The sequence below is a fragment of the Vreelandella olivaria genome, from assembly GCF_023507745.1.
GTDB lineage: Bacteria > Pseudomonadota > Gammaproteobacteria > Pseudomonadales > Halomonadaceae > Vreelandella > Vreelandella olivaria_A.
Window position 1 is genome coordinate 36,983 of sequence record NZ_JALPZO010000052.1, and the last position, 26,000, is coordinate 62,982.

General features: G+C 51.6%; 23 protein-coding genes and 1 pseudogene. 10 read left to right on the top strand and 14 right to left on the bottom strand.

Annotation, left to right across the window (positions count from 1 at the left end):
* Window positions 1–36 precede the first annotated feature (36 nt).
* Entirely contained in the window at window positions 37–444 is a 408-nt protein-coding gene (locus HP566_RS04190) for a PRC-barrel domain-containing protein (protein WP_249976007.1), read from the bottom strand.
* Between the two features lie 506 nt (window positions 445–950).
* Here HP566_RS04190 and HP566_RS04195 point away from each other — a divergent pair.
* Entirely contained in the window at window positions 951–1,919 is a 969-nt protein-coding gene (locus HP566_RS04195) for a L,D-transpeptidase family protein (protein ID WP_249976008.1), read from the top strand.
* A gap of 25 nt (window positions 1,920–1,944) precedes the next feature.
* Here the strand turns inward: HP566_RS04195 and HP566_RS21705 are convergent, their stop codons facing one another.
* Genes HP566_RS21705 through HP566_RS04215 form a run of 4 tightly spaced genes read right to left on the bottom strand, consistent with a single transcriptional unit; the run spans window position 1,945 to window position 5,546 of the window.
* Complete coding sequence (locus HP566_RS21705) at window positions 1,945–2,592, bottom strand: response regulator transcription factor (RefSeq protein WP_249976009.1); 648 nt, start codon at window positions 2,590–2,592, stop codon at window positions 1,945–1,947.
* A 26-nt stretch (window positions 2,593–2,618) separates the two neighbouring features.
* On the bottom strand, window positions 2,619–4,184 hold the full coding sequence (locus HP566_RS04205) for a PAS domain-containing sensor histidine kinase (RefSeq protein ID WP_249976010.1): 1,566 nt from the start codon (window positions 4,182–4,184) through the stop codon (window positions 2,619–2,621).
* Window positions 4,185–4,191: 7 nt separating this feature from the next.
* Complete coding sequence (locus HP566_RS04210) at window positions 4,192–4,860, bottom strand: 2OG-Fe(II) oxygenase (protein WP_249976048.1); 669 nt, start codon at window positions 4,858–4,860, stop codon at window positions 4,192–4,194.
* Complete coding sequence (locus HP566_RS04215) at window positions 4,860–5,546, bottom strand: CoA pyrophosphatase (protein WP_249976011.1); 687 nt, start codon at window positions 5,544–5,546, stop codon at window positions 4,860–4,862. Before HP566_RS04215 ends, HP566_RS04210 begins: the two co-directional genes overlap by 1 nt.
* Window positions 5,547–5,640: 94 nt before the next feature.
* Here HP566_RS04215 and HP566_RS04220 point away from each other — a divergent pair, with 94 nt between their 5' ends.
* Window positions 5,641–6,198, top strand: a complete 558-nt coding sequence (locus tag HP566_RS04220; protein ID WP_249976012.1) for an NUDIX hydrolase — start codon at window positions 5,641–5,643, stop codon at window positions 6,196–6,198.
* 5 nt (window positions 6,199–6,203) lie between these two features.
* Here the strand turns inward: HP566_RS04220 and HP566_RS04225 are convergent, their stop codons facing one another.
* Complete coding sequence (locus HP566_RS04225) at window positions 6,204–6,515, bottom strand: NGG1p interacting factor NIF3 (RefSeq protein WP_249976013.1); 312 nt, start codon at window positions 6,513–6,515, stop codon at window positions 6,204–6,206.
* Between the two features lie 105 nt (window positions 6,516–6,620).
* Between HP566_RS04225 and HP566_RS04230 the strand changes: the two are divergent.
* Window positions 6,621–6,973: pseudogene (locus HP566_RS04230) on the top strand (fructosamine kinase family protein); the annotation flags it as partial.
* A gap of 18 nt (window positions 6,974–6,991) precedes the next feature.
* On the opposite strand, the gene cynS reads toward HP566_RS04230, so the two are convergent.
* From cynS to HP566_RS04250, 4 genes are read right to left on the bottom strand one after another with little or no spacing between them, the layout of a single operon-like run.
* The gene (gene cynS / locus HP566_RS04235; protein WP_249976014.1) at window positions 6,992–7,432 is read right to left on the bottom strand and encodes a cyanase; all 441 of its coding nucleotides are present in this window, start codon (window positions 7,430–7,432) and stop codon (window positions 6,992–6,994) included.
* On the bottom strand, window positions 7,425–8,384 hold the full coding sequence (locus tag HP566_RS04240; RefSeq protein ID WP_249976015.1) for an ABC transporter ATP-binding protein: 960 nt from the start codon (window positions 8,382–8,384) through the stop codon (window positions 7,425–7,427). Before HP566_RS04240 ends, cynS begins: the two co-directional genes overlap by 8 nt.
* A gap of 13 nt (window positions 8,385–8,397) precedes the next feature.
* Window positions 8,398–9,255: a nitrate ABC transporter permease gene (gene ntrB / locus HP566_RS04245; RefSeq protein WP_249976016.1), complete on the bottom strand. Its 858-nt coding sequence runs from the start codon at window positions 9,253–9,255 to the stop codon at window positions 8,398–8,400.
* A 2-nt stretch (window positions 9,256–9,257) separates the two neighbouring features.
* Window positions 9,258–10,679, bottom strand: coding sequence for a CmpA/NrtA family ABC transporter substrate-binding protein (locus tag HP566_RS04250; protein WP_425348169.1), 1,422 nt, complete (start codon window positions 10,677–10,679; stop codon window positions 9,258–9,260).
* 299 nt (window positions 10,680–10,978) lie between these two features.
* Between HP566_RS04250 and HP566_RS04255 the strand changes: the two genes are divergently transcribed.
* Window positions 10,979–12,895 carry a sigma 54-interacting transcriptional regulator gene (locus HP566_RS04255; RefSeq protein ID WP_249976018.1) on the top strand — a complete coding sequence of 639 codons (1,917 nt, stop codon included), beginning with the start codon at window positions 10,979–10,981 and terminating at the stop codon, window positions 12,893–12,895.
* A 222-nt stretch (window positions 12,896–13,117) separates the two neighbouring features.
* Here HP566_RS04255 and HP566_RS04260 read toward each other — a convergent pair whose 3' ends face one another.
* Window positions 13,118–14,482 carry a sensor histidine kinase gene (locus tag HP566_RS04260; protein ID WP_249976019.1) on the bottom strand — a complete coding sequence of 455 codons (1,365 nt, stop codon included), beginning with the start codon at window positions 14,480–14,482 and terminating at the stop codon, window positions 13,118–13,120.
* Window positions 14,479–15,183: a response regulator gene (locus HP566_RS04265; RefSeq protein WP_249976020.1), complete on the bottom strand. Its 705-nt coding sequence runs from the start codon at window positions 15,181–15,183 to the stop codon at window positions 14,479–14,481. Before HP566_RS04265 ends, HP566_RS04260 begins: the two co-directional genes overlap by 4 nt.
* A gap of 476 nt (window positions 15,184–15,659) precedes the next feature.
* Here HP566_RS04265 and HP566_RS21820 point away from each other — a divergent pair, with 476 nt between their 5' ends.
* The 5 genes from HP566_RS21820 (at window position 15,660) to HP566_RS04285 (ending at window position 22,923) form a co-directional block, all read left to right on the top strand.
* The gene (locus HP566_RS21820; protein ID WP_425348171.1) at window positions 15,660–15,773 is read left to right on the top strand and encodes a MipA/OmpV family protein; all 114 of its coding nucleotides are present in this window, start codon (window positions 15,660–15,662) and stop codon (window positions 15,771–15,773) included.
* A 268-nt stretch (window positions 15,774–16,041) separates the two neighbouring features.
* Window positions 16,042–17,508 carry a TolC family outer membrane protein gene (locus HP566_RS04270; RefSeq protein WP_249976021.1) on the top strand — a complete coding sequence of 489 codons (1,467 nt, stop codon included), beginning with the start codon at window positions 16,042–16,044 and terminating at the stop codon, window positions 17,506–17,508.
* 76 nt (window positions 17,509–17,584) lie between these two features.
* Window positions 17,585–18,862, top strand: coding sequence for an efflux RND transporter periplasmic adaptor subunit (locus HP566_RS04275; protein WP_249976022.1), 1,278 nt, complete (start codon window positions 17,585–17,587; stop codon window positions 18,860–18,862).
* On the top strand, window positions 18,862–22,047 hold the full coding sequence (locus HP566_RS04280; RefSeq protein ID WP_249976023.1) for an efflux RND transporter permease subunit: 3,186 nt from the start codon (window positions 18,862–18,864) through the stop codon (window positions 22,045–22,047). The genes HP566_RS04275 and HP566_RS04280 overlap by 1 nt, the downstream gene beginning before the upstream one ends.
* A 201-nt stretch (window positions 22,048–22,248) precedes the next feature.
* The gene (locus HP566_RS04285) at window positions 22,249–22,923 is read left to right on the top strand and encodes a hypothetical protein (RefSeq protein ID WP_249976024.1); all 675 of its coding nucleotides are present in this window, start codon (window positions 22,249–22,251) and stop codon (window positions 22,921–22,923) included.
* Window positions 22,924–22,934: 11 nt separating this feature from the next.
* On the opposite strand, the gene HP566_RS04290 is transcribed toward HP566_RS04285, so the two are convergent.
* Both HP566_RS04290 and HP566_RS04295 read right to left on the bottom strand, forming a co-directional pair.
* Window positions 22,935–23,873 carry an alpha/beta fold hydrolase gene (locus HP566_RS04290; protein ID WP_249976025.1) on the bottom strand — a complete coding sequence of 313 codons (939 nt, stop codon included), beginning with the start codon at window positions 23,871–23,873 and terminating at the stop codon, window positions 22,935–22,937.
* Window positions 23,874–23,940: 67 nt separating this feature from the next.
* Complete coding sequence (locus tag HP566_RS04295) at window positions 23,941–24,555, bottom strand: TetR family transcriptional regulator (RefSeq protein WP_249976026.1); 615 nt, start codon at window positions 24,553–24,555, stop codon at window positions 23,941–23,943.
* Between the two features lie 235 nt (window positions 24,556–24,790).
* On the opposite strand from HP566_RS04295, the gene HP566_RS04300 reads away from it, so the two are divergent.
* Complete coding sequence (locus HP566_RS04300) at window positions 24,791–25,822, top strand: succinylglutamate desuccinylase/aspartoacylase family protein (RefSeq protein ID WP_249976027.1); 1,032 nt, start codon at window positions 24,791–24,793, stop codon at window positions 25,820–25,822.
* Window positions 25,823–26,000: the final 178 nt, after the last annotated feature.

A 26,000-nucleotide genomic window follows, 5' to 3' on the forward strand; every position in this document is an offset into this window, starting at 1 on the left:
CAGGGCCCATGAGAGAGGCGAACTAATGGTTAATAATCAGTTGCGCTCATACTCGTCTGCCGCTTCAAGTGCATCTTGTGAAGCGTTAACGCGAATGACGTAATCTTCGCCATCGTCATCTTTTGTTAGCTCAAGAGAGTCCCATTCAATAGCGATATCTTTTTCACCCATACCGAGGAAGCCGCCAACACCAATAACGACGGCTTGAATTTGGCCATCCTCGTCAATCACCAAATCAGAGATAGTGCCGATATCCTCGTCATCTTCCACGGTGCTTTTGACGTTGTTGCCGGTCAGGGAGTCAGCGTGGAACGTGTTTTCAGGCGTGCTGGTCAGGTAGGTTGCTTCCATGACGGTGGTCTCTTCAGCGTTTACTGCGCTAGCTGCAAACATGAAAGCCGGTACCATTAATGTTCCCAGAAATGCGGGTTTGATCATTTTCATTGCTCTTGCTCCTTGCGCTTGCATTGAGGCATAACGTTCCTACGTCACTGCCTAAACAAATTAATAGCGAGTTAGTGTAAGGCCTGCTTTTCCTTCCTGGAAAACCCTTTAGCGTATATCCCTATTACGCTTCTATCGCTCACTATTACTCCTGGTGGCCTTTAGGCCAATCTAATAACAAATAGATCTAAACTACGGGGGTAGATAGTAGACCCTGTCCTGCGCTTCACTGCGCTGAGACACTTATTAAGGTAGACGCTACACTCAACTTTGCAATGATTATTACAATAATTTTTATGCTGGCATATTAAGTGTATGGGATGATAAGGCGAATACTCTAAGTCCGTAATGTATTGGTGAGCGAGGGGGCGCTGCACTTGAAACACAGCGTGATAGCACACTACTGCGACAGTCTGTCGAATTGACCCATCCCGTATCGGTGGGCATATTCTTATTCAAATGGTCCGGTTGGCGCTGCCTTCAGGCCGCATAAAAAAGGAGAACCCATGACGATAATCACGCGGTACCAGGCTTTTCAGCGTATTAAACAGCTATGTATCAGGAGCTTTGCCCTAGGTGCCTGGCTGTTGGCGACCACTGCGACGGCGAATGACAGCGATCTACCTAAAGGTCATTTTATACTGCCTGAAAGTGGCAACATGGTAGGGCAGGTATACACTGTAACTGCCAGTGATGACGACACATTGCTTGATATTGCCCGGGAACATAATGTGGGCTACGAGGAAATCCGTTTGGCAAACCCAGATGTCAGTATTTGGATGCCAGGTGAAGGTACTGAAGTGGTTATTCCCGGCCAGTTCATTCTCCCCGATGAGCCACGTACAGGCATTGTGATTAACGTGGCAGAGCTGCGTCTCTATTATTACCCTGACGTAGGTGAAGGTGAAACGCCCCGGGTTGAGACATATCCCATTGGTATTGGGCGTGATGCATACAATACGCCACTGGGAATCACCAAAACCACCATGCGGCTTGAAAGTCCTGCCTGGTATCCTCCTGCTTCTATACGCCAGGAGGCCGCTGAACGGGGTGATCCGCCGCCAGCGGTTGTTCCGCCAGGCCCGGATAACCCTCTTGGGCAATTTGCCATTTTGCTGGATATTCCCGGTTATCTCATTCATGGCACCAACCAGCCAGATGGTATCGGCATGCGTGCCAGCCGGGGCTGTATCCGGATGCACTCAGAGGATATTGAATCGATCTTTTGGCGTGTGCCGGTGGGCACTCAGGTAAATATCATTGATGCGCCAATCAAGCTAGGCTGGGACTCCGATGGTGAGGCTTATATACAGGCATTTACGGCCACGGATGAGAAGGCCTTTGGTATGGAAACACTGCTGGATGTGGTGGGGCTGATTGAACAGCATGATAATGATAGTGGGCGCAGCATTAACTATGAGCAGGTGCGTGAGGTTTTGGAAGAAGCCACCGGTCAGATTGTCCCACTTGGCTAAGCGGAATAGCAGACACGGCATGTCATTATTCGGTGGTGCTGAGTGCGGGTACCAGCTCCAGCGCCACCGCCTGCCGTACTAACTCCGCCAAGTTCGCCGCCCCCATGGCTTTCATTGCCCGCAGCCGATACACCTCAACTGTTTTTCCGCTAATCTGCATAAGCTCAGCTATTTCCCTGCTGGTCATACCTTCTGCCACATGCGCCACAATGCGTTGCTCTTTTGGCCGCAGTAATTGATAGCGCTCTTTCAATAACGCGTGCTGCTGCTGTACGCGGTGGTGCTGTAAAGCGCTGCCAAGTGCCTGTTGCACCACATCAATCAGTTGTTGGTGATTAAATGGTTTCTCGATAAAGTCGAAAGCGCCGTTTTTTAACGCGGCGATTGCCATGGGTACATCGCCATGGCCGGTCATCATAATGACTGGCAAAGCAGAGTGTTGATCAACCAGCTGTTGCTGAACCTGAAGGCCGCTCATGCCCGGCATTCGTACGTCCAGCAACAGCGCACCAAACCCTCCATGCTGGGCAGCCAGAAACTGCTCACCATCGCAAAAAGAGCAGGTGGGTAAGCCAACTGATTCGAGTAACCATACCAGCGACTCCCGTAGCGCCTGATCGTCATCAACAATGGCAATGGTGTCGGGCGATGGTGACTCGGCATTGCTGCGCACGACTATCTCCTTGGTGCTGGGTGGCGTTAAGGTGATGCGGAAGCCTGAGCGCCATGGTGGTGCGTTGTTTCGGCACGAAGGGTAACGTCAAAGCACGCCCCGCCATGAGTGTTTATAGGGCGCAGGGTAAGTGCGCCCCCCATGCTTTCCATCAGCGAGCGACTAATCGCCAACCCCATGCCGAGCCCCTCTTCCCGGGTGGTATAAAACGCATCAAAAATAGCGCTTTGCCGATCCTGAGCGATACCAGGCCCTTGGTCCTCTACGCATAGCGTGACTTGGCGGTGTCCACTTTTTTGCGCGCTGATTGTTACCTGCTGAGCGTCTGGACAACCACGGCTGGCTGATAGGGCATTCAGCAGTAGATTAACAATTACCTGCTCAAGCGCAATAGGGTCCGCATAAATGCGCGGTAGTTCAGAGGGTGTACGTTGTACAAGCAGTATGGATGCCTGTTGGTATTGCCACTCGCATAGCTGGCAGGCGGCAATGACGACATCGGCGAGCATCATCGGGCGGACTCGATGGCTGCGTTTGCGCACGAAACTACGCAAATGGCGCAGGCGCTCAGCTAGGCGCTGTACCTGTTGGTCGATACGCTCAAGAGGGAGTCGAAGTTCGCTGGCAGAGCATTCAGGGGTCTGCTGGCACTTGATGAGCGCACCGCTAGTATAGTTGGCGATGGCGCCCAGGGGTTGGTTAAGCTCGTGGGCAATGTTCGATGCCAGCTCACCTGCGGCGGCCAGGCGGTTGGCATGGGCGATTTGTTCCTGATGGCGGCGTGCCTGGGCTTCTGATGCTTTTCTCACGCTGATATCACGATTGAGCAGGGCGAAGTGTCCAGGTTCCGCGCCGCGGCTGCGATGGCTGAGCACCACACTTAAAACGGGAACGTTGCCATCAATACCACGCATCTCAAGTTCTCCGCTCCATGAGCCGTAACGTTCAACCGCGGGAAAAACAACCTCCTGCAATAGTGTCAGTGACTCTCCCTGGTAGAGGGTTCCGAGCGCCATCTGCATGGTTGCTTTAGGGAGCGAGAAACAACGGCGAGCAGCTTCATTGGCACTAAAAATATGTTGATCAGGCCCCAGAAACAGCACGTAGTCGGTGGTGGACTCGACGACTTGAGCCAGCCGCTCACGGGTGGCTTCGGCCTCTATGCGCCGGCCTACGTCCCGTGAAACGCATAGAATATCAAGCAGCTCACCAGTGGCGGGGTCTCGTCGGGTGCGGCTGGTGGTTTCGAACCAGACGTAGTGCCCCGCTTTGGCACGAAAGCGGTAAGTTTGCTGGTAAAAGCCATCGTGATAGTACACCTGCGGGGATTTATTGAGCAGGTCGTTTAAATCAGCCGGGTGGAAGAGCTGGTATGCCGAGACACCGATCAGTTCTTCCGGTTCATAGCCTAATAAAGCCCGTGCGGCTTGAGAGGCGTACAGGAAGGTGCCGTCGCGGGCATGGCGGGAAATAAGGTCGGTCGTGCTTTCTGCCAGCCACTGGTAGTGGCGTTTCTCTTCCTCCAGTGCGGCATTGCGTGATTCCAACTCGGTTATTCTTGCCTGTAAGGCGGCTTTATCGAAGATATTCATGTGTCAGTTATCGGGCTGGGTCTAAAACGCCACCCAGTGACGCGTTACGCCGGAACCAACCCGCAATACTGGCTCGGGGGCAGCGGGTGGGGAGTACCTCATGGGGAATGGTTTCCGATAAAAAACAGGCAAAGGTTCCAGCTTCCGGTACCACGCGGGCTATTTCCCGGCTGGGGTCGTCAGGATGATAAATGACCATTTCACCGCCGCCGTCGCTAGGCCAGTGAGGGTTCAAGTAGCCCACCGTTGAGATGACGCGGTTGGCGCGACCACGAAAGCTGTCCAGGTGGCGTTGGTAGAAGGCACCAGGTGGGTAATGAGCAAAGTGGGCCTCATACTCAAACAGGCCGAGAAATAGCGCCTGATTAAGTGCCTGCTGAAGGTTCGCCATAGCATCTAAATAGCGTCTCTGGGCGTCACTTTCCCTATCCAGCCAGTGAATGGCATCTCCGCGAATATCTTTACGCAGGTGGTGGTGCTGGCCGCGGCCAATGCCAGCTTCATCCAGTACATCGTGTTCGGCCATATGATGCAGCTCACGGTGCAGCGCATAACAGAGTTCCTGGTTAATAACGTTGTGACCTACATACCAGCCCTGTTCAATCAGCGCATCCACCAGGTCAATCTGCGCACTGGGCTCAAATGCTGGGGGCGTTAAGGCAGTAGAAGAACTCATCATTTGGTATTTCTCGTGGCTGGCGTACGCTGTGCCTTGGAACGGCGATCGCGTTCAATGTTATTGGTTGTGGGGCTATGCCTTGCAGGATAGTGGCGTAATACCCCGGTCGGACGTTGGTAGAGGTCAATGGCCATACCAAATCCTTCGGCCAGCAGTTCTACCAGCATCATGGCAGAGAGTCCCCATATCACGTGGCCATCTACATGGTAACTTGGTACATAGTGGGCAACGCCATCCACGGTAATCACATCGGTATGGGTGCGCTTGTCGTCCAGAAAGTGGCTTAATGGGACTTCAAAGATAGCGTCCAGTTCCATAGGGTCCGCAACCAGCGGTAGATCAGGCGGAATGATACCGACCCACGGTGCTACTCGGATGCCGTGTAGCGAAATGACGTCAGACAGGCGCCCAATGGGTTGCACCAGCGAGGGCGTGAGTGCAATCTCTTCTTCTGCTTCCCGGAGGGCTGTAGCGTATAGATCTGTATCGCCGCGTTCGCGTTTGCCACCTGGAAAGGCTACCTGACCACTATGTGTACTCAGGTGGCTGGCTCGTCGTGTAAACAGCAATGTAGGTGCAGGGCGCTCGACGATAGGCATCAGCACGGCGGCTTCCGGTAAGGCAAGGTGGTCTAGCTGTTGAGGCGTATGCTGTTGCAGCTGTTTGCGCAGTTTCTCTAACATAGAGGTTCCATTTGCTTTGCTCTCTTTTACCCAGCAGCGGTTATTGACGTCAAGCATCTCGCAGCCCCACCCCATCAGCCGTAGAGAAAACGCGATGAATTTTTGTAGTCAGTGTGGTGAAAAAGTCCGTTTTGCCGTTCCCGCAGGCGACGACCGCCCGCGTTACCTGTGCGATGCCTGCGGTACTATCCATTATCAAAACCCGCGTATCGTCGCAGGTACCCTGCCAGTGATGGGGTCAAAGGTGTTGCTGTGTAAACGGGCCATTACCCCGCGTAAAGGGCATTGGACGTTGCCGGCAGGCTATATGGAAAATGCTGAAACCACCCGGCAGGCAGCGACACGGGAAACCTGGGAGGAGGCGTGTGCTGACGTAACGCTGGGCGATTTGTACACCCTGATCGACCTGCCGCATATTAATCAAGTGTATATGATTTTTCGTGCAGAGCTGGTGGGGGGCTTTAGTGCAGGGCCTGAGAGCCTTGAAGTCGCCTTATTCGAAGAGCATGAAATACCTTGGGATATATTGGCATTCCCTACCATCGAACGTACATTGAAGCACTATTACGCAGATCGAAAATGCGCGTATTACCCTCTCCATATCAGTACGATTACGCCTGAAGATCGTGAGCGGTACTTGGGGAGTGCGTGAAGCGGTTAAAGATCAGCAAGCTGCCAGACGTCGTAGGCCACCTCCTCGTAGGGGTGGGCGAGTTTAAGTGCCGCTATGGCCGCGTGAATATGGGTGTCTTCACAGACCAGTTCGACCTTAATCTCTTCCACCGTTTCCAGCATATCCACCTGACCTATGTGTGGGGCTGCCCCTTTCAGCGGGCGGAACTGGCCCGTTCCGTGTGTCTGAAAACAGCAGGCTTCGTAGTTGCCAATCCTGCCCGCGCCCGTTTCAAAGATAGCCTCTTTAACGTTTTCTGCCTCTTCAACGGGAACAAAAAATGCCAGCTTGTACATAGCTGGGGCCTCCTGATGATGAACGATGTGAGACGCTTATGTTAGCGGAAAGGCGACGACTGGTCTTGCCTCCAGCTGTCTTCGCTCACTTCCCTGGACGTACCCCCCCAAGCCAATGCCCCCGTTGCAGATGGCCGTGTGTTTCAGCGTGAAAGACGGCTGCGTCCACTGAGTCAGGCCTGCTACCAACATGGCTTGCTGGCTCGAGTTGAACATCAGGCGGATCAGTTGGAAACATGGATGCCGGATACTCTTGCCAGTTTGATCCATGGTGATTTGTGGCCGGATAATGTTTTGACAACGCCTCGTGGCCCCGCCTTGATTGATCCAGCAGTGTATCGCCATTACCCCGAGGTTGATCTTGCAATGCTGACACTGTTTGGCTCGCCAGAAGCGGCTTTTTTGATGCCTACTGGGACGGTAACGCCCCGGCCGATTGGCCGAGGCGTGAAGCGCTGTGTTGTAGCCTTGGAACGCTACCAGGATTTATAAGGCAGAAACTTGCCATTCAGGGTTAGCAATACCCGGTCGCCTTTGGGGTCTTCGATTTTGTCCACCTCCATGGTGAAATCAATGGCGCTCATAATGCCGTCACCAAACCTCTCCTGGACGACATCCTTCAGGGTTTCGCCATAGACACCCACGACTTCATAAAGGCGATATACAAATGGGTCTTGCGGAATCGCTTCATCCCAGGCTTTGGTGGGGAAGGTGATCAGGGCTTCAGCTACATCGCTTTCCACTTCCAGAACATCGCAAAGTTTATGGGCGATCTCGGTGCTGGCGCTATTCATTCCATAGCAGACTGAGGCTACCCAAACCGGTGACATGCCAACAGCACTGGCGATGTCATCCCAGCTCATTTGTTTACGTGCTTTCGCGGCCAGCAGAGTGTGGCGCATTTCAAGTTTATCCATGACGGACCTCCTTGGGAGTGAACTTGACTAGGTTCTCTTGTGGTTTGGTGGCAGGGGATGCCGGGGGTAAAGTGGTTCCAGGCTCATCGCTTGCCGCCAGGTGCACTGGGTTCACTGGTGTTGGATAGCGAAGCCCTTGCCCGTCGAACTCCTGGGTGCGTAGCTCACCTGAGCGGTTCACCAGAAAATCGACCAGATAATTGCGAATGGTATAAAAATGGGGGTGCTTAACGATCTCTGCCCGTTGCCGTGGTCTGGGCAGGTCGATTTCCACCGCATCAGCGATACGCGCCTGGGGGCCGTTGGTCATTAAGAAGATGCGATCGGCCAGTAGTACCGCTTCGTCGACATCATGAGTGATCATGAATACGGTTTGCTGATCCTGGCTCCAGATCTTGATCAGCTCATCCTGAATCACCCCCCTCGTCAGCGCATCCAGTGCGCCAAAAGGCTCATCAAGCAGCAGTAGTTTTGGTTTGGTGGCGAAGGCGCGGGCAATGCTGACCCGCTGGCGCATACCGCCAGAGAGTTGCGCGGGTTTACGATTAATCACCTCTTTCAAACCCACCATCTCCAGGTACTTCATACTATGTGCGGTGACTTCGTGGTTGCTCCACGTTTTCCAGCGGGCACGAACCCCAAAGCGGACATTTTCCAGTGCGGTTAACCACGGCAGCAGGCTGTAGTTTTGGAACACCACACCACGCTCAAGACCAGGGCCACTGATCTCTTTGTTCTCCATCACCATGGAGCCTTCCGAGAACTGATCCAGTCCGGCGAGTGCATTCATAATGGTGGATTTGCCACAGCCTGAATGGCCAATAATGCAAACAAACTCACCTTTCGTTAGCTGAAAACTAATGTTTTCAAAAACGGTTAATGGTGCGGTGTCTTTACCTGCGCCAGGGAAGCGTTTCGCGGCTTGCTGCACTTCAACAAAGGCATGACTCATCGTAAACTCCTTTTCATTCGGCGTAGGTGACCAGGCGGGCAACATAGGCAAGTGTCATATCCAATAGCATGCCCACCACGCCGATCATCAGGATGGAGAAAATTACGCTGGTCAGGTCAAGATTGTTCCATTCGTTCCAGACGTAGTAGCCAATACCGGTTCCACCCACAAGCATTTCAGCGGCGACGATCACCAGCCATGCAATACCTATCGAAATACGCATGCCGGTAAGAATGGTCGGTGCGGCAGCAGGCAGTATGACCTTAAAGGCGGTCTGCAGAGACGAAAGCTCGTGAGTGCGGGCCACATTCACCCAGTCATTACGCACCCCCGCTACGCCAAAGGCTGTGTTCAGCAGCATGGGCCAGATGGAACAAATGAAGATGACAAAGATTGCCGAGGCTTCTGCATCACGAATGATAAACAGCGCCAGCGGCATCCAGGCCAGCGGTGATATCGGTCGCAGTACCTGAATGAAGGGGTTCAAGGTTTTATAGGCCAATGGCGACATGCCAATCAGAAAGCCGATGGGAATGGCGACAGCGGCTGCCATCAAGTATCCGCTGAGCACTCGGTAAAGCGAGTAACCCAGTTGAATGCCAATCCCTTTATCGTTGGGGCCCGCATCATAGAAAGGGTTGGATAACTGCTCCCATGCGCGTTCTATGATGGCGGAGGGAGGGGGGACGCTGGCCGTTTCATCAGCTCCCCCCAGTAGCATCTCATACTCGCTGAGCTCCTCGCCGCCGCCAAGTAAAGGCGTTCTATGTAACCCTTCCCACAAGCCCAGGAGCAGCGCCAGTAACACGATGGCCAGCAGCCCGGCACGCATGTTCAAGCTTAATTTCCATTCGATCGTGGTGCGGTCCATGATCAGCTCCTGCGGATATCAAAGCTGGCAATGTAGCCCTCGGGATCGTTGTAATCGAAGGTTTTGCCCATAATCTGGTATTGGCGTGAAGACTCCTCAGGGGCGTCGTAACCAAGCTCGTTCATAACGGTACGGGCATCGGAGGCAAGGAAGACATCCCGGGCAATTTGCTGGTAATCCATGTCACCTTCGATATAGCCCCATCGTTTCATCTGGGTAAGAATCCATATCGCCATGGAGTGCCATGGGAAGGGGTCAAAGTCGATACGATCCGGTACGTTCTGCACGCCACCCAGGCCATCGGCATAACGACCTGTTAGCACTTGCTCGATAACGGTAACCGGCTGGTTAAGGTAGTTGGTGGGCGCAATGGCTTCCGAGATTTCAGAACGATTTGCAGGGTCTGAAGAGTACTGGGTTGCATCAATGATGGCACGCAGTAGAGCACCGTAAGTGTTGGGGTTCTCTCTCGCAAAGCGTGTGCTGGTGGCAAAGGCGCAGCATGGGTGGCCATCCCATATCTCTTTGGTGAGCAAATGGATAAAGCCAATGCGTTCAAACACGGCACGTTGGTTAAAGGGGTCAGGTGAGAGGAAGCCGTCGATATTGCCAGCACGAAGGTTGGCCACCATTTCGGGCGGTGGGATCACCCTGATTTGAATATCCTGGTCTGGGTCCAGGCCATGTTCGGCGACGTAATAACGCAGTAGGAAGTTGTGCATTGAGTATTCAAAGGGTACGCCAAAGGTAAAGCCTTTCCACTGCTGAGGGTCACGTTTATCTTGATGGTCGTTGTGCAAAACAATCGCTTGACCATTAATGTTTTCAATCGCCGGTGCGATGAAAGCGCGCTGCGAAGAGCCCACGCCCAGGCTCATTGCCAGCGGCATCGGCGAAAGCATATGGGCTGCATCGTAACGGTCATTCAGTGAGTTATCGCGTATGAGCGCCCAGCCGGCGGTTTTAATCACGTTGACATCCAAGCCGTAACGCTCATAAAAACCCATGGGATGCGCCATAATAATGGGAGTGGCGCAGGTAATGGGAATAAAACCTATATCAAGCTGCGTTTTTTCCAGTGGCCCCAGATCCTCTTTGACCGCAGCCTTGATCGCATCCATCGGCAACAGGCTGGCGAGGGCCGCTGCGGCGGTGCCGCCGCCCACCAGCTTCATAAACTGGCGGCGGTGTATGTCACTATGGCCGAACATGCCGCGTACCAACGTGCTCTCCACCACCCTGTCCATCACATCGTCTGCGCTGCTCAAGGTAGTTGACTGATGGGAGGGGGCGGCAGTAGGTGGTCTAGTGGTAGATGGGGACGCCGGGAGGCACTGATGGCAATTGCATTTTCGTCCGTGAATCAGTGATTGGTGATGATCAAAGGGATTACCAAGACTGCTATGGTCATTGTTCTCTTTCATGGACGTTCACCTCACAGGAGCAAAAAAGGGTGTTGGCTGCGCCGTCTTGGTGCGAAAAATTCCCTGCGGCGCTACAGAGTTAGGTAGCCACTTATGTGCCATAATGCTCTTTTGTTGGATAATGCCTTTTATTTCAAATATTTAATGTTGTTTTATGATAAGGATTTATGAATCTATTGGTTAACGATTTTTCGTTAATTACGATATTTCGTTGTTAAAATGACGAAATGTCGTAATTGGCCCAGTGTTTGTATGGTGTTAACCATCCTCTAAATTGGGTGACTCAAAAGGACGCTGTAATGGCATTAAATGGTTCTGGCCACGCCTTGACGCTAATGGCTAGTCAGACTCCGCTCGCCATGGTGGTCATTGATCCGTTAGAAGACCAGTTGGTCGAGGCAAATGAGGCGGCATGTCAGCTATTACTTATCGAACCGGAAAATCCGCCTGACACTCCGTTCAGTCACCGGCTCAGCGCGTCGTTGCCACTATGGGTGAGTTTTACTGATGAAGTGCTAACCCAATCTGGTGGCTGGTCTGATGATCTGATCCTTCTTGATACGGGGCGCCAGCCACATCGGGTTGAAGTATACGGCCAGCGAATCCAGGGTACGTCGCTGCTACTGTTGACATTGATCGATCGCAATAAGGCTGAGCAGCGCCGCGCAAAGGCCGAGCTAATCCGTCAGCACCGCCAGGGTGAGGTGGGGTGGCAGCGGGTTGAGCAGGTATTCGAGCGGATCGAAAAGCAGAACCAGTTGATTTTAAGTGCCGCCGGAGAGGGGATTTACGGCCTGGATGCGGAGGGGAAAACTACTTTCGTCAATCCGGCAGCGGAGCGTATTTTAGGGTGGAGCACAGAGAATATGGTGGGGCACGATGCCCACCTGATGTTCCATCATACCCACGCGGATGGCAGTCATTTTCCAGTGCAACAGTGTCCCATCCATGCCTCCTTTAGTGATGGCCAGGTGCATCATGTTGATGACGAAGTGTTCTGGCATAAAAACGGCGAGGCGATACCGGTTGAATACACCAGCACGCCGATTTTCGAGATGGGACGGTTGGTGGGAGCCGTTGTGCTGTTTCGTGATATTAGCGAGCGCAAGCGGGCTGAGCAGCAGCTGCGTGACGCCTTGGAGGAAGTGGAGTCGCTCAAGCGTCGTTTAGAGCTTGAGAACCAGTACCTTCAGGAGGAGATTAAGGCGGAGCTAAATCACCGTAATATTGTTGGTAACAGCCCGGCGGTGGCCAAGCTTATTCAGCAGATTGAAATGGTCGCACCGACCAGCGCTAACGTGTTGATTAGTGGTGAGTCCGGTACGGGTAAAGAGTTAATTGCCCGGGCGATTCATGCCGGTAGTGTACGCAGCGACCGGCCGCTCATTCGGGTTAACTGTGCGGCGATCCCCCGTGACCTGTTTGAGAGCGAATTTTTCGGCCATGTGAAAGGAGCATTTACGGGCGCTGTACAGGATCGCCCGGGCCGCTTTGAGTTGGCCCATGGTGGTACGCTCTTTCTGGATGAGGTGGGCGAAATTCCATTAGAGCTACAAAGTAAATTGCTCCGCGTACTGCAAGACCAGCAGTTTGAACGGGTAGGTGATAACCGAACACGGGAAGTCGATGTACGGGTAATTGCTGCTACTAACCGCGACCTGCGGGATATGATTGAGGAAGGGCATTTTCGCGAAGATCTCTACTTCCGCCTTAACGTCTTCCCGATCGATTCCGTTCCACTGCGCAAACGGATTGAAGATGTGCCATTGTTGGCGCGGCATTTTCTGAACAGGGCTTGCCTGAAGTTCAACAAGCCTGGCGTACGCATTCCCCCCGCGCAACTGGAGGTACTGCAACGTTACCCTTGGCCGGGAAATATTCGCGAGTTGGAAAACGTGATAGAGCGACAGGTCATTGTGACACAGGATCGTCGTTTGACCTTTGATGATTTGCTGCTGGGTGAAACTTCGCGCATGAGGGGGAGCGTCTCCCGAAAATGGAGTGATGTGCCATCGCCTCAGGAAAGCGTCCAAACTGAACAGGCATTTCAGCAACAGCAACGTGATAATGCCATTGCCGCTCTGATTGCTGCCAATGGAAAGGTATCGGGAATTGGTGGGGCGGCTGAGCAGCTAGGAGTAAAACCGACGACACTGGCTTCGCGGCTGCATAAATGGGGGGTCGACCCGCACCTCTATCGTATAAAGAGGCAATAATCTGAAATTGGCACTTCAGTTGCTTTTATAGAATTACTTGGTTTTAAGGCCTGAACTTAAGCCATAGATACAGCACCTGGGCGGTGCTCTGGGGCTCCCCAGGAGAACACCTGTGCCGGTGTCTAAATAGCCGTACTGCTGTGGGTGTCAGACTCTCAGGATCTGCCGCTGGCCCTCTTGCTTTTACCGGTTAGCCCAAAGCACTGTGATTATGTTATGAGTCTAGGAGGAATAGCTTTTTAGTATAGGAAGTGTGATTTTTGCAATGAGTCCTTGTGGTTGTCGGTTCTCAAGTGTCAACTCCCCTGCATGCATATGGATAATGGAGCGACTGGCAGCTAGCCCTAGCCCATATCCCCCAGTCTTATGGTTGCGTGATGGTTCTCCACGGTAAAAAGGGTCGAAAATCCGAAGGAGTTGAGAGGAAGGAACTCCAGGGCCATTATCCATTACAGCAATGATGATAAGTGATTGTGTTATTGATAACGTTATTTCTGCATCATATCCATATTTTATTGCATTATCTATTAGGTTGGTTAAAGCTCTTTTTAAAGAATCTGGATGCCCATAGTAAGTGATTTTTTTATAGTGTTGATGTTTAATGTCATGACCCATGTCAGAAAAGTTGTCAATTACAGTATATAAAAGTTCGCTAAGGTCAAATGGGGTCATTTCAACTGATTTTGATTCCAGTTGGAAGTGATCTAAACATGCCTCTACCATGGATTGAAGTTCACAAACATCGGCAGAAAATTTTTTCTTTTGCATTTCGTTAGTAATGAACTCACTGCGTAGCTTCAAGCGTGTTAGTGGGGTTCTTAAATCATGTGATATTGAAGTCAACATCTCTATGCGACTGTCTATTAAACGCTGAATTCTGGTTTGCATAGAATTAAAAATTGAGAGAGCCGTACGGATTTCGGATGGGCCGTGCTCCTCAATCGGTTGAGTTCTTGCCCCTATGCTAAACTGTTCAGCAGCACGTGCAAATAAGCGTATGGGGCGGGATACGGAAAGACCAAAAAACCAGGAAACTAGAAAAGTGGATACCAGAAAAAAAGTAATATACAAAAGAATACGATATGGAAAACTTAGTCCCCATAGGCGCTCAGTGCTATTGAACATGAGCCAAGAATGATCTTCTAGACGAATTGCAAGTGCATATAAGCGCTTTTCTATAGGAATATCTGCTTGCTGCCAAGCAGAATCAGCCGGATCAATTAGAAGTAGTTTGATATTTGGATAGCCTAATATATTGGCGAAGTTTCCCCAATAGAGAGGATCATAGTCGTTAGGGGTGGGTGGAAGCGGCAGGCTTGTACGATCAGGGAACCAGCTCACCATTACAGGTTCTTCGGAAATTTTATTGGCAATCTGTCGGCGTTGATCTGGCGGTAGCTGATTAATCACTTTAGTGATGCCTGCTACCATGACAATTTGATCGCTTCTTTCAAGAGGAGGCTGTGATAGCGTGCCTGCTGACCATATGAAAACCAAATTCATCACCAAAGCAATTAGAATTGCAGCGATGACATGTATTACGAACCATGCATTGATATTTCCAGGGAATTGACTGTTCCACCTCATTTTCGATAAACCAACGGAGTAAATATATATCCAGAGTTACGAACTGTTTTTATCAGTTTTGGATATTTTGGATTTGGTTCGATTTTTCTACGAAGTCTACTGATGAGGACATCAATGCTTCTATCAAAAACATCATATGTTGCTCCTTTTGTTAGGTCTAGTATTTGGTTTCTACTTAGTACTTTTCCAGGATGATTTACAAAGGTTAAAAGTAGTTCGAATTCTCCGCCAGATATGGGGATGAGTGTGTTATTTTCATTTCTCAGCTCTCGTTTACCTATTTCCAGCTTCCAGTTGTTGAAATGAAAATGAGGTGTGGATGTGTGGGTATATGACCGTTGAGAGGTCCGTCGGAGGACGGCTCTGATTCTTGCTAACAACTCTCTAGGATCAAAAGGCTTTGCTACATAATCATCTGCACCTAACTCTAGCCCTAAGATTCGGTCAGGAAGTTCTGTTATTGCTGTGAGCATGATGATGGATATATTCGAGTGTTCGCGTATGCGTTTACAGATAGCGATGCCGTCTTCGTCTGGTAACATGATGTCGAGAATTAACATGTCAAACTTGGTATGTTCCATTCTCTGATCCATGGTTTTACCTGAGCAAGCGGTTTCAACTTTAAAACCATGCCTGGTTAAAAAATCTCGCATTAAATCTAATAAGTCGATGTCATCGTCGATGACTAAGATTGTGGCCATGAGCCTGGTTTCCTATGTAAAGGTCAGTCTATTATAGCTTTTCTTTTACCTGAAGCATGTTGTTATCTGAAACTATTGTTTCTGGATGGAAATAATGAAGAAATAATCCAGAAAAATAAATATGCAATAGTATAGGAGGAAGGTCAGGAGTACACCATATCGCAGTTATCTAGAGACGCTATGCCATTAAATTGTGGAGAAAAGTATGTTATTGAAGAATGTGGCAGAAAATCTGCTTGGTTGTACTGTTCTTGCGGGAGGGGGATGTACCTCTACATATGCGCAAGAAGGGTCCTCTAGCCAATCAGATGAGCAGAGTACGCAGTGGTGCTTAGGGGATGTGGGAGATACGCAAACTCACCCTATACTGGCGCAGGTACTGAACTGAGTATTTTTCCTCTGACTGTATTTCGGTAGTAGCCAGTTGTTTTTTTCACGTAACGACATTCCCAATGTGGGAGTAGGCTTTGCTCTCGTTGACCCTCAGTTGGGCCGTGTATACAAGCATTCGTTATGAGTGGTACCCAGATGCGATTTCAGATAGCCCGCTAATTAATGACAGTAGTGTTACATCTGTTGGGTGGGAATAGGTTATATATTCCAAGTACCCCAGGTAGCATGCAAAGGCAGCTTGTGTGGTTTATGTTATCCCCTGAGCGTGCTTACACCCGAGGACATGCGTGCGCGAGGGGTGACCCTGGTCTAGGTTAATAAGGCCAAGCTTGACATCGTCCATGTCCACACATTTTGTTAACGTTCAACTCTAGCATACATACATGAATGTAACTATAATGCCACTCTTTCTTCTGAATGGCATCGCTGTTGCGCCATCCTACGTTGACACCTAGAGGCAATCCCATGCGACTGGCACACTGGGCAGTCAATGCCCCTTTTCGCCCCCTGTTGTTAGCAGTGCTGACATCGTCCTTTATATTGCCTGCCCATGCGGCAGACTTAGTGACCATCACCCGTGATGCACTGAATAATAACGCTGCACTGGCATCTGCCCGTGCGGAGTTTTCCAGCGTTGAAGCAGGGCGTGATGTGGTGCGCGGCGGGTTGCTGCCGCAGGTAAATGCTTCCGGAAATGTGGTGCATAACCGGCAGCATGAGAGCCAATCCACCGTCAGGACAAATGATAGTGATACAGTGGATATACCGGGTGTGGGGTTAAGCGATGATCGCTATAACACCGCATCATTATCGTTAGAAGCTACCCAGGCGCTGTTTAATGCCGTTACCCGCCAGGAAGTGAACCAGGCGGAACGTCAAATTGACCAGCAGGTTTATTTGTTGGCAGCGACCGAGCAACAATTGCTAATAGATGTGGTGAGCGCCTACTTCGATATTCTTCGTGCTCATGAAGTGCTCGATGCACGAATGGCTCAGGAGCGTGCGATTGGCCGCCAGTTAGAGCAGGCTCGTGAGCAGTTTGAGGTTGGGTTGATCGCAATCACGGAAGTCGAGGAGGCGCGGGCGAGTTTCGACCAGTCCCGGGCTGACCGTATTGCTGCTGAAAGTAACCTTCAGGTGGCTTTCGAGCTGCTTGAGCAACTCACAGGGCGTCGTTATGCCGCCATTGATGCATTGGGCGATATGCCGATTGCACTGCCGTCGCCGAGCAATCGGGATTACTGGGTAGAGCAGGCTATTGAACGAAACCCCCAGGTATTGGCGCAGCGAGCTGGTATTGAGCTTTCCCGGGTGGGGGTGGAAATTGCCCGTGCTAGCCGCCTACCCAGTGTTCAGGCGTTTGCTAATTACCAATATGCCGAAAGTGATAGTGACTTGGTTAATGGGCACGATTCGTCAAGCCAAGTAGGTGTAAGTGCCAGTTTACCCATCTATACCGGTGGAAGCACAAGCGCGAGCATCCGTCAGGGGACTTTCCTGCTGGAAAGCAGCCAGTATGACTTTGAGTCTCAACGACGTACCACCATCCAGCAGGTGCGTTCGCTCTATACCCAGGTCAGCAATAATGTTGAAACCGTGGAAGCACGGCAGCAGGCGATTGTTTCCAATCGTAGTGCCCTGGAGGCCACACGAGCTGGTTATGAAGTGGGCACGCGTAATATTGTTGATGTGTTGAACGCCGAGCAAAACCTCTATAACGCGATCGCCAACTATGCAGAAGCGCGCTATGACTATGTGGTGAATCTACTCGCTCTGCGCCAGCAGGCCGGCTTATTGGATGTCGCCGCCATTGAGGAAGTGAATGCGTGGCTAACCGGTGACACTGTGAATTTTACGCTCCCTGAAAGTGGTGAAGCAGACGCTTATCAGAGGGCGATGGATATCGGTGCCCCACCTACCCCTGGGGCATAGTCATTGGTTAGCGTGAGTTACCACGAACGCTGTGTTGCTACCCGTCAATATTCAAAAATGTATGGGAATTCATCGTATGAAGAAAGTGATTCACTCAGGTAGAGCGAGTCTAGTGACGCTGATAGCTACACTGGCGCTAGCCGCATGTGGACAAGAGCAGCCGCAAGAGCAACAGTCGCAGCAGCAGGAGGCTCCGCCCCATGCGGTGGAAGTGGCAGAAGTGGCTCGCCAGGATTTGCCACTGGATAAGTCTTACCCCTCTATGCTGCGTAGTGATGGTGAAGTTACTCTGGTGGCACGGGTGAGTGGCTTCCTGGAGGAGCGCCATTTTGAGCCTGGGCAGTTGGTGGAGCAGGGGGATCGGCTCTATACCATTGAACCTGATCTCTACCAGGCGACCGTCAATCAGCGCGAAGCGGATTTACAGAGCGCCCGTGCTGAGTTGGCCCGTGCCCAGCGTGATGCCCAGCGTTTTGAACAGCTGTTGAGCCAAAACTCGGTCAGTCGTCAACAGTATGATCAGTCATTGGCTGAACAGCGTGTGGCTCAGGCTAACGTTGCCCAAGCCGAAGCAGCGCTCACCAGTGCCAATCTGGACCTGGGCTACTCGAATGTGACCGCCCCGGTTTCTGGCATGATCAGCTTAAGCCAGATCAATGTGGGCAATCTGGTTAATTCTGGAACAGAGCTTGCCATCATTACGCCGCTGGATCCGCTGGAGGTTCGCTTCCAATTACCCCAACGAGATGCTTTTGAGCTGCGCCGTCAGCTGAGTGACGGTGGCGATACGTCAGATATTACTGCGCGCCTTACCGTTCCAGGCATCAGCGGAGGTAGTACTGCTGAACTCGAAGGTCGGTTGGACTATTTAGGCTCCCGTGTGGATACCGGTACCAGTACCGTTCAGGCATCTGCCACCTTTGCCAACCCCGATGGTGCCGTCTTGCCAGGTCAGTTCGTGCGTGTTCGTCTTGACGGCCTAAAACGCTTCAACGTTATCGCAGTGCCAGAGATCGCCGTTACTCAGGGGCTGATGGGGCCACGCGTATTTGTATTGGATGACGAGAATAAAGCGCGCGAGCATACCGTACAGTTAGGCGATGTAGCAGGCCCATGGCAAATCATTGCTAGCGGTCTGGAAGAGGGCGAACGTGTGATCGTCGGTGACCCAGCGGGGATTGAGCCTGGGATGGTGATTGACCCTGTCCGTTTTGATGGCGACGCCAAAGAACTGGTGGAAACCGTTGAAGAGGCTGAAGCTCAGGAGCAGCAGGAGCAGGCTGAAGCCGCCTCCGCAATGACCGAAGGTGCTGGTGATGTGCCTGCGGATGAAGGGGAAGAGGGCGCTCAATAATGAATTTCTCCAATTTCTTTATCAGTCGTCCGATTTTCGCCACGGTACTGGCGATTATCCTGACGCTGGTAGGCACTATGGCGATGCGGATACTGCCTATTGAGCAGTACCCCAGCGTTGTGCCCCCCACCGTTTCAGTGCAGGCCCAGTTTCCAGGGGCCGATGCTGAAACCGTGGCACAAACCGTCGCTGCGCCCCTGGCTGAAGCTATCAACGGCGTTGAGGACATGCTCTATATGACCTCGAACAGTGCTGATAATGGCCTTATGAGCTTGAGCGTGGCATTCAATATCGGCACTGATGGCGATATTAACACCATCAATGTGAACAACCGGGTTCAAGGAGCCCTCTCGCAGCTACCTGAGGCTGTGCAGTCTCAGGGGGTAACCGTAGAGCTGCGTTCGGATTCGATCCTGATGCTGGTTGCTCTGACGTCTCCCAGTGGAGACTACAACAACGTTTATATGCAGAACTATGCCACGCTCAATATCCTTGACGAACTGCGCCAAGTGCCTGGTGTCGGGAATGCTGAGGTATTAGGCGGCGGCGAGTTTGCCATGCGGATCTGGATGGACCCGGATAAGCTGGCTCAGTACGACCTCACACCCAGTGAGGTAGCAAGTGCCATTCGTGCCCAAAACACTGAAATTCCTGCAGGTAATTTAGCGGCAACACCGCAAAGTGATCCGCGCGCTTACACGTATACCATTACGGCTGGCGGACGCTTATCGGATGCTGACGATTTCCGTAATATCTATCTGCGTACCAATCCTGATGGCTCATCGTTGCGGCTGGAGGATGTGGCGCGTATCGAGCTGGGGGCTTCATTCTATGGCGTGGATGCCCGCTTAAACGGCTCTACGATGACGCCTATCATTATTAACCAGCAGCCGGGCGCTAATGCGCTATCGACCGCTGAGTCAGTGCGGTCCACTATGGAAGGGCTGTCCGAGCGCTTTCCACCGGGGCTTGAGTACGTAACACCCTATGACACCACGCTGTTTATCGATGCTTCAGTAGAAACGGTTTTGTATACCTTTATTGAAGCCTTCCTGATCGTTATCGTTATTTTGTTCATCTTCCTGCAGAACTGGCGATTTACGGTTATTGCGATGTCGGTAGTGCCGGTGTCCGTTATTGGTACATTTGCAGGCTTCTATCTGTTTGACTTCTCTATCAACCTGTTGACACTTTTTGCCCTGGTGCTATCGATAGGAATAGTGGTGGATGATGCCATTCTGGTGGTGGAGAACGTTGAGCGTGTGCTCAGCGAAGATGATGATATCAGTGTGCGTGATGCGACTATTAGGGCGATGAAAGAAGTGGGTGGCCCGGTTATCGCCACATCGCTCATTATGGCGGCTGTCTTTGTGCCAGTAGCCTTCCTGGGTGGTTTTACCGGGCAAATCTACCAGCAGTTTGCCATTACTGTGGCCATATCGGTGTCACTGTCGGCTCTGATGGCTCTGACATTTACACCAGCGCTATCGGCCATTTTCATCAAACACAACCTGCATAAAACGAAGCAATCTGCGTTTAAACGTGCGATCACCACGCCACTACGCCTGTTTGATCGTCTGTTTGCCGGTATCACGGCGGTTTATATGTGGTGTGTGAAAAAGCTGGTACGCTTCTGGGTGCTTGCACTGGCGCTGACGGTGGCAACCGGCGTGGGGTCCTACTGGCTGTATGCCAATACCCCCTCGACATTGGTGCCTGAAACTGACCAGGGTATTGTTCTGGTGAGTGTTTCGCTGCCAGATGCTGCATCACTTGACCGTACCCAAAACTACATGGCCAAGCTCAGTGCTGCCGTTGAAGAGATCCCTGGTGTGCAGTACTCCTCAGCTGTGGCGGGGTATGACATTCTGTCAAGTGCCGTTAACACCGCACGTGGCATTATGTTTATTAACATGCTGCCCTGGTCAGAGCGGGAGCTGACCGCCGATGAGCTGGTGGGCCGCATTATGCAGCTAGGTGCCGGTATCGATGGTGGTTCTGCCATGGCATTTAACGTACCACCGATTATGGGTCTCTCTACTACGGGTGGGTTCACCGGTTATCTGCAATCATTTGATGGGGCTTCTCCACGCGAGCTTTACGAAGCCTCGCTGCAAATTATGGGAGCTGCCAATCAACATCCGGCCTTGAACCAGGTGTTTTCAACGTTCAACGTTAACGTACCTTCGTTCCGTGCTGAAATTGACCAGCAGAAAGCACTTAGCTATGGAGTAGCGTTGGAGAATATTTCTTCGGCGCTTTCCAATACCTTTGGTAATGGTTTTGTTAACTTCTTTAGCTACCAGAACCGCAACTTCCAGGTCTATTTACAGAACGAGGATGAGTTCCGTAAGACCCCTGAAGACATTAACAATGTGTATGTTCGCGGTGGCAGTGGTGAACGCATCCCACTCTCTGAGTTCGTCACTCTGGAGCGCCAGGTTGGCCCCTCTGTTGTCTCTCGCTTTGGTGTTTACACTGGGGCCCAGTTCCAGGGTGGGGCCGCACCAGGCTATAGCTCATCCCAGGCTATTGAGGCTATGGAGGAAGTGGTTCTGGAGACGCTTGGACCTAACTGGGGCATGGGGTGGACCGGTACGGCTTACCAGGAAGCGAACCTGGGTAATACCGCCATGCTGGCCATTGTATTTGGTATCCTCATGGTCTTCCTGATACTGGCAGCTCAGTATGAGAGTTGGTCGCTACCTCTTGCGGTCCTTACCTCCACCCCATTTGCCTTCCTGGGGGGCATTGGTGGCATAGCGTTACGAGGGCTGGATACCAGTGTCTATGTTCAGATTGGTATGCTGGTGGTGGTGGGGCTTGCAGCGAAAAACGCTATTTTGATCGTGGAGTTCGCTGAGCTGCAACGTAAGGAGCAGGGTAAGTCGATCCGTGAGGCGGCTATTACCGCAGCTGAGTTGCGCTTCCGTCCTATCGTCATGACCTCGCTGGCCTTCATCTTTGGTACCTTGCCGTTGGCATTGGCGTCGGGCGCGAGTGATGTAAGTAGTCACCATATCGGTACAACGGTAGCGATGGGCATGGCATCTGTTGCGGTGCTGGGAAGCATATTTACCCCCAGTTTTTACGCCATGATTGCCTCTGTCTCCGATTGGCTACAGCGTAAACGGCATAGTGATACTGATAAGGATGAACAAGCGTTGATTGAGCGTAACCCGTAGTAAATGCCTTCACCGGCCAGCGGGCATCACGGCAACGTGATGCCTGCTTTTTTATACCTGGGTGATACAGGTCAATGTCGTTAGGCGCATAAAAGCGTAAGTTGGACTATGTTAAAAGAGACCACTGTTTTCAGCTTGCACTAATAAAGACAACTTCAAGCGAAGACATAACCAGACTACTCGTCTGGAGGAGGACACGCCATGCAATCATTTATATCTGCAGCAACGCAGTTTCCCACCGTTGTTTTTACGCTTTTATTGGCTCTAGCCGCTCTCTATTGGTTATTGGTGTTAATACGATTAGCACCTCTTGAGCTATTTGAGCGTGATAGCCTGCGTGATGACCACATGGCCAGCACGCTGGTGTCTTTGGGCTTCGCAGGGGTACCCTCAACGTTCGCATTAAGTTTGCTGATACTTGTTGCGGGTGTTATCTCAGTAGCTATTGAGTTGCTGGTATTACGCTGGTTATCGTTAGGTATGCTAAGGGTACCTGTGGGAGTCCTGGTTCTGTGGTTATCGTTGGCCGCTGCATCGCCTATTGCATCAGGATTTTGCCACGCTTTGCAGCGGGCGCTGCACCGTTATCAGCCTTTTAAGCGGCGCTGTTTATTGGGGGCTACCGTGATAGTGGCTGAGTGCCAGGACGACGAGTATGCAACAGCGACGCTTGCCGATGAACCAAACAGTGTTATTAAACTGCACTGTAAAGCGGGCGACTTCCCTCAGGAAGGGGAACGTCGTGTTCTTGTAAAATACCTGGCTGAAGAGCGCGCGTACCGTAGCGTTGTAGAGCAGCACTATCTGGATACGCGGGTTCGCCTGAATAAGTTGCGTTTACATCATAAGCAGCATTCAACCAGCTACTCAACCTAACGACTTTTAGGCTATTGACCGAAAAAACGCCGCCACTGCTTAATTAACCACTGACCAATAGGCCGCCTGGCAGTGGTGGCGTGAGCTGACGAGGGGGTGTGTAGCCGCCTGGCTATGGGTTCATCAAGAAACTGTCGTATAGGCGCTACCTGGCCAGGCTGATTCAACATGGGCGCATGTCCACATCCAGGTACTGTCAGGGTCCTAAGATACGGTTGCTTTTCAGCCATGCGTGGTAGTGTTTCAGCATCGAGCAAGGTGGAGTCCGCCCCGCGAATGACCATGATGGGACAGGTAATATTGGCCCAGTCCGCCCACGTATCCCTGGGTGTGTCGTGGATAAACTGCTCGCCGATGCGAGGGTCAAAGTGGTAGGTCCAATTGCCATCAGGCAAGCGTCGGGCGCTGTTGAGTGCTAAGTCGCGCCACTCTTTATCACTGCTAATATCAAAACTGGCGTAATGGCGCTTTAGCTCTGCCTGTAGGTCGGAAAAGCTGCTGAAACGATGTGAAACACCGAAATAGCTTGAGAGTGCGATTAACCCTTGCTGGTTAAGCTCTGGGCCGACATCGTTAAGGATCAGCCGCACTATGCGCTGGCTATGTTGGGGGTCTGCGGCAATAAGCATCCCCAGTAACCCACCCATTGAGGTGCCCAGCCAGTCGACCTGTTTTAATTCGAAGTGGTCTAAAACAGCAAGAGCGACGGTTATGTAGTGGCTATAAAGATAGTCATGAGCAGGAAAAAGTGACCAGCTGGAGAGGCCTCTGCCAGGTGTGTCCGGCGCAATAATGCGCCATTCATGGCCCAATTGATCGGCTAGGGAAGCGAAGTCACCACCATGGCGAGCAAGACCATGCCAGGTGACCAGAGTGCGTGAAGCATTAGGGTTCCAAACACGTACAGCGATCTCAAGTTCACGTACACGGATAAACTCCAGTGCATACATAACACGCTCCTAGACCGGCGGTGTGCTCAGTATAGATGTTTTGTTGCGATGCAGCGAAGTGTTGAGACTAGCGTTTCATCAAGTAAATCAACGCATCAATAATTTCCCCGCCCTGCTCTCGAATGGAGAATGCTTCAGGAGTCCGCAGCCAGTCATGGAATAATCCACCTAATGCTGATTGCATGAGGCGTGTGGCAATTTCAGGGCTTAAATCCTCACGCAGCAGCTGCTGCTCATGGGCAACCCTGAAGACGGCAAGCATTTCATCGAAACATTCTTCGCCTATATCGTCCTGCATTTCAAGCGGATTGATGTCGCTAAAAAATTCGCAGCGGTGCAGCAGAATAGAGAGTATGCGCTGGCGAGAGGGCTGCTCTATATGGTCAAGTCCGGCATAGCAGGCAAGGCGAATGGCTTCCAGAGGTGAGATGTTTGTGTCGGCTTTGTTGTGAACCTCTTCCATTAGCGATTGGAAGGGCATGCGGACACGTTCAATCAGCGCCATAAAAAGGTCGCCCTTGTTTTTGAAGTGCCAGTAAACCGCCCCACGGGTGAGACCGGCGTGGCGAGCAATTTGCTCAAGCGATGTGCGGGCTACACCCTTTGAAAAAAACACCTCTTCAGCAGCATCCAGCAGCGCTTCGCGAGTTGCTGCGGCTTCTGCCTTGGTCTTTCTTGCCATGGAAACGTAACCTCACTGTCGACACCGGGCTGTTATATTTTATCTGAATCGGGTGCAATTTTACATTCAAAACTGTATGGATAGTTGTTTAAGATCATATCTTGAGTTAACAAACTCGTTATTCACGGCCAAAAAGCGTATAAGTCTAATTTGAAAACGCCGTTTTAAAACGTTTTAGGTGATTGCATACCCGGCGTGTGCGCACCGTATTAACGCATGTTATAGGAAGGATCGCATGGTGCGAGCACCCTTTGAACTAGCTGGGTATACCATACAGCCCGGTCAACGCTTACAGATTGATGTGCCAGTGGCACGCTTATATACCCACACGCCCCTGCACATACCCGTTGAAGTAGTACATGGGCGCAAAGAGGGGCCTGTGATGCTGGTTTGTGGCGGTATCCATGGTGATGAGATCAATGGTGTCGAAATTGTTCGCCGCTTGTTGCGCTCCAAGGCTATTAATAGCTTACGTGGCACGCTTATCGCGGTTCCTGTCGTCAATGTCTTCGGCTTTTTGCAACAAACACGCTATCTGCCTGATCGACGTGACCTTAACCGCTGTTTTCCAGGGAGTGACAAGGGCTCGCTTGGGGGACGTATCGCGGCACTCTTTCGCGAAGAGATCGTTGACCATGCTACCCATATCATTGACTTGCATACTGGCGCCATTCACCGCACAAATTTGCCACAGATTCGAGCACAGTTAGGCGTGGGAGGTGAAACAGAGCGTATGGCGGATGCCTTTGGTGCTCCCGTTATACTTAATGCCGAACTACGTGAGGGCAGCCTGCGCCACTATGCGCAGCACCGTGGTATCCCCGTGTTGACCTATGAGGCGGGTGAAGCACTAAGATTCGATGAGTGGGCCATTGCCCCTGGGGTGAGAGGGGTTTTACGGGTAATGCGGCGACTGGGAATGCTTACCGGGGAACAGCGGCGCCGCGCTCCATCGCCTGCCGAACTGGCAAACGGTTCCGGTTGGGCTCGGGCTCCTATCGATGGCATTTTGCGCCCCAAGGTGCGCCTGGGCGCACGGGTGTCTAAAGATGAGATACTGGGCAAAGTTGCTGATCCTTTTGGTAACGATGAAGGCGAGGTGCGTGCAATGGCTGATGGTATCGTGATCGGAATGAGCCGCCTGCCATTGGCCAACGAAGGTGAAGCGCTTTATCACATCGCTCGATTTGATGAAATTGAAGAAGCCGAGACGGCTATTGAGAGCTTTCAGTCAAGTCTTACACCGCTACCGGATGCACTGTATTAGGCGGCTAATAAGCAAAGGCTATGGATTCCATAGCTTGGGAGTTGGCGCCATGGATGGCGTTATCCCGGCTCATTGACTATACCTATTTGGGTAGTACATTAGCTGAAGTTAAAAACAAAGAGTTAAAAACGACTTTACTAATTCCAGTGGTGCCTGTGTACCACGTCGACCGTGACAT

What these genes read in the sequence shown, in the direction of transcription:
- HP566_RS04190 (WP_249976007.1), bottom strand. Translation starts at nt 444, where the DNA reads ATGAAAATGATCAAACCCGCATTTCTGGGAACATTAATGGTACCGGCT.
- HP566_RS04195 (WP_249976008.1), top strand. Translation starts at nt 951, where the DNA reads ATGACGATAATCACGCGGTACCAGGCTTTTCAGCGTATTAAACAGCTA.
- HP566_RS04205 (WP_249976010.1), bottom strand. Translation starts at nt 4,184, where the DNA reads ATGAATATCTTCGATAAAGCCGCCTTACAGGCAAGAATAACCGAGTTG.
- HP566_RS04210 (WP_249976048.1), bottom strand. Translation starts at nt 4,860, where the DNA reads ATGAGTTCTTCTACTGCCTTAACGCCCCCAGCATTTGAGCCCAGTGCG.
- HP566_RS04215 (WP_249976011.1), bottom strand. Translation starts at nt 5,546, where the DNA reads ATGTTAGAGAAACTGCGCAAACAGCTGCAACAGCATACGCCTCAACAG.
- HP566_RS04220 (WP_249976012.1), top strand. Translation starts at nt 5,641, where the DNA reads ATGAATTTTTGTAGTCAGTGTGGTGAAAAAGTCCGTTTTGCCGTTCCC.
- HP566_RS04225 (WP_249976013.1), bottom strand. Translation starts at nt 6,515, where the DNA reads ATGTACAAGCTGGCATTTTTTGTTCCCGTTGAAGAGGCAGAAAACGTT.
- cynS (WP_249976014.1), bottom strand. Translation starts at nt 7,432, where the DNA reads ATGGATAAACTTGAAATGCGCCACACTCTGCTGGCCGCGAAAGCACGT.
- HP566_RS04240 (WP_249976015.1), bottom strand. Translation starts at nt 8,384, where the DNA reads ATGAGTCATGCCTTTGTTGAAGTGCAGCAAGCCGCGAAACGCTTCCCT.
- ntrB (WP_249976016.1), bottom strand. Translation starts at nt 9,255, where the DNA reads ATGGACCGCACCACGATCGAATGGAAATTAAGCTTGAACATGCGTGCC.
- HP566_RS04250 (WP_425348169.1), bottom strand. Translation starts at nt 10,679, where the DNA reads ATGAAAGAGAACAATGACCATAGCAGTCTTGGTAATCCCTTTGATCAT.
- HP566_RS04255 (WP_249976018.1), top strand. Translation starts at nt 10,979, where the DNA reads ATGGCATTAAATGGTTCTGGCCACGCCTTGACGCTAATGGCTAGTCAG.
- HP566_RS04260 (WP_249976019.1), bottom strand. Translation starts at nt 14,482, where the DNA reads ATGAGGTGGAACAGTCAATTCCCTGGAAATATCAATGCATGGTTCGTA.
- HP566_RS04265 (WP_249976020.1), bottom strand. Translation starts at nt 15,183, where the DNA reads ATGGCCACAATCTTAGTCATCGACGATGACATCGACTTATTAGATTTA.
- HP566_RS04270 (WP_249976021.1), top strand. Translation starts at nt 16,042, where the DNA reads ATGCGACTGGCACACTGGGCAGTCAATGCCCCTTTTCGCCCCCTGTTG.
- HP566_RS04275 (WP_249976022.1), top strand. Translation starts at nt 17,585, where the DNA reads ATGAAGAAAGTGATTCACTCAGGTAGAGCGAGTCTAGTGACGCTGATA.
- HP566_RS04280 (WP_249976023.1), top strand. Translation starts at nt 18,862, where the DNA reads ATGAATTTCTCCAATTTCTTTATCAGTCGTCCGATTTTCGCCACGGTA.
- HP566_RS04285 (WP_249976024.1), top strand. Translation starts at nt 22,249, where the DNA reads ATGCAATCATTTATATCTGCAGCAACGCAGTTTCCCACCGTTGTTTTT.
- HP566_RS04290 (WP_249976025.1), bottom strand. Translation starts at nt 23,873, where the DNA reads ATGTATGCACTGGAGTTTATCCGTGTACGTGAACTTGAGATCGCTGTA.
- HP566_RS04295 (WP_249976026.1), bottom strand. Translation starts at nt 24,555, where the DNA reads ATGGCAAGAAAGACCAAGGCAGAAGCCGCAGCAACTCGCGAAGCGCTG.
- HP566_RS04300 (WP_249976027.1), top strand. Translation starts at nt 24,791, where the DNA reads ATGGTGCGAGCACCCTTTGAACTAGCTGGGTATACCATACAGCCCGGT.